Source organism: Mycobacterium sp. (assembly GCF_035314665.1).
In the GTDB taxonomy this organism is placed as follows: domain Bacteria; phylum Actinomycetota; class Actinomycetes; order Mycobacteriales; family Mycobacteriaceae; genus Mycobacterium.
The window spans coordinates 1-2173 of record NZ_DATFZD010000438.1 but is presented as its reverse complement, the minus strand read 5'-3'; the positions used below and the strand labels follow the sequence as shown (position 1 = coordinate 2173).

2 protein-coding genes and 1 pseudogene are annotated in these 2173 nt (G+C 65.9%); 2 read left to right on the top strand and 1 reads right to left on the bottom strand.

Annotated elements, in window-relative coordinates; all coding sequences use genetic code 11:
* Together VKI00_RS31870 and VKI00_RS31865 are read left to right on the top strand one after the other, a co-directional pair.
* The coding region (locus VKI00_RS31870; protein WP_324447209.1) for an electron transfer flavoprotein subunit alpha/FixB family protein at positions 1-254 on the top strand (254 nt) is incomplete at its 5' end.
* 312 nt (positions 255-566) lie between these two features.
* Positions 567-1853, top strand: a complete 1287-nt coding sequence (locus VKI00_RS31865; protein ID WP_324447207.1) for an IS110 family transposase — start codon at positions 567-569, stop codon at positions 1851-1853.
* Between the two features lie 105 nt (positions 1854-1958).
* Here the strand turns inward: VKI00_RS31865 and VKI00_RS31860 are convergent.
* A pseudogene (locus VKI00_RS31860) lies at positions 1959-2173 on the bottom strand (1,4-dihydroxy-2-naphthoate polyprenyltransferase); the annotation flags it as partial.

Below are 2173 nucleotides of genomic sequence, written 5' to 3'. Positions count from 1 at the left end.
TGGACTCGGGCTACTACCCGGGCCAGTTCCAGGTCGGCCAGACCGGCAAGACGGTATCGCCGCAGCTCTACGTCGCGCTGGGCATCTCCGGGGCGATCCAGCACCGCGCTGGCATGCAGACGTCCAAGACCATCGTCGCGGTCAACAAGGACGAAGAGGCGCCCATCTTCGAGATCGCCGACTACGGCGTGGTGGGTGACCTGTTCAAGGTCGCCCCGCAGCTGACCGACGCGGTCAAGGCTCGCAAGGGCTGACTTTTCTGCGCGAGCAGCTGTCAGGGGAGCTGCGCTCCGCCGTGGGAAATGAAAATTGAGCCCTGGGTGCGGTTGGGTGGGTGGTTGCACTGGGCCGTGGTGCGGGTCGACGCTTAAGGGGTGTTTCGGTTGACCCCGTTGCGTCTGTGTTGCCGGTGAGCCCGCCGAGCAGCTTGGGGCTGGAGGGCACCCCGTGGTTGTGCGGGGCCGTGGATTGTTGCCTGTGAGCACGCGAGTGAGACTCCTGTTTTGTTGAGCCCTCTCCGAAACACCTTCCACAACAACCGATCTTGACGGAAGGGGTGATCAGTCGTGGAGGTGATACATCCGCGGTGCGCGGGGGTTGATGTGTCGAAGAAGGACGCCAAGGTCTGTGTACGGGTTCAGGGCCAAGGCCGGCGTGGCACGTCGACGACGGTGAGCACGTGGGGGTCGACCACCGCTGAGATCCTGGCGTTGGGCGAGCATCTGCTCGCCGAGCAGGTCTCCTGTGTGGTGATCGAATCCACGTCAGACTATTGGAAGCCGTTTTATTACCTGCTCGAAGAACAGCTGCCGGTGATGCTGGTCAACGCCAAGGCCGCACGCAATGTGCCCGGCCGTAAGACCGACGTCTCGGATGCGGCGTGGCTGGCCGACTTGGGCGCCCACGGGCTCATCCGCGCCTCGTTTGTGCCACCGCCGCCGATCCGGGTGCTGCGCGATTTGACCCGGGCGCGCACCACCATCACCAGGGCCCGCACCCAAGAGATTCAACGGCTGGAGAAGCTGCTCGAAGACGCCGGGATCAAACTCTCGGCGGTGGCCTCCAACATCGTCGGGGTCTCCGGGCGCGCGATGCTCGAAGCGCTCATCGGTGGACAACGCGACCCGGCGGTACTGGCCGATCTGGCCAAACAACGCCTGCGTCACAAGATCCCCGCCCTGACCGAGGCGCTGCGGGGGCGGTTCAGCGAGCATCACGCGTTCATGGCGCGGCTGTACCTGGATCGCATCGATGCCCACTCTGCCGACATTGCCCGCCTGGATGCGCGCATCGAGGAGGCGATCGCCCCCTTTCGAGCCGCCCGGGAGCTGCTGATGAGCATCCCGGGCTGGTCGCAGATCGTCGCTGATGTGTTCATCGCTGAAACCGGCGCGGACATGAGCGTGTTCCCCACCGCGGCGCACCTGGCGTCGTGGGCCGGGGTCGTGCCCGGCTGCAACGAGTCAGCGGGCCGGGTCAAATCGGCCACCACCCGCCCTGGCAACCGGCACCTCAAAGCCGCTCTCGGGGTGGCCGCCCTGTCAGCGGCCCGCAGTAAAAACACCTACTACAGCGCCCGCTACCGACGCATCGCCGGCCGGCGCCGACCTGTCCAATCCCGCCAGAACACCTCACGCGGTAGCTCCGTCGCCGGCATGATCGCCCTGGTCGCCCTCGAGCACACCATGCTCACCGACGCCTGGCACATGCTGGTCAACGGTGCCTTCTACCGCGACCCCGGCCCCGACTACTACACCCGCTACCAACCCGGGAAAACCAAGGCCAAAGCCATCAAGCAACTCGAAACCCTCGGCTACAGGGTCACACTCGAACCACTCACCGAAGTTGCCTAACACCGGATGCAACCCACTCACCCGCTGCCGGTCACCTCATTTTCGAGTGAGACGCAAAAACCCCCGACACGCCGGTTGTTCAGGCGCTTTTGCGACTGCTCGCCGTTAGGCGGCTAGCGCCAAAGTCGCCGCCTCCGCGATCGCCCACACCAGCATCGCCAGCCCGGTGTCGCGCAGCACGGGGATCAACTCAGGCCCACCGCGGCCGGATCGCACCGGCCCCGCCGCGCGCACGGCCAGCGGCGTCGCCACCAATCCGACAGCACACCACGGCGTCGCCAACATCAGCACCAGGGTCAGCACTCCGGCGGTGACCAGCA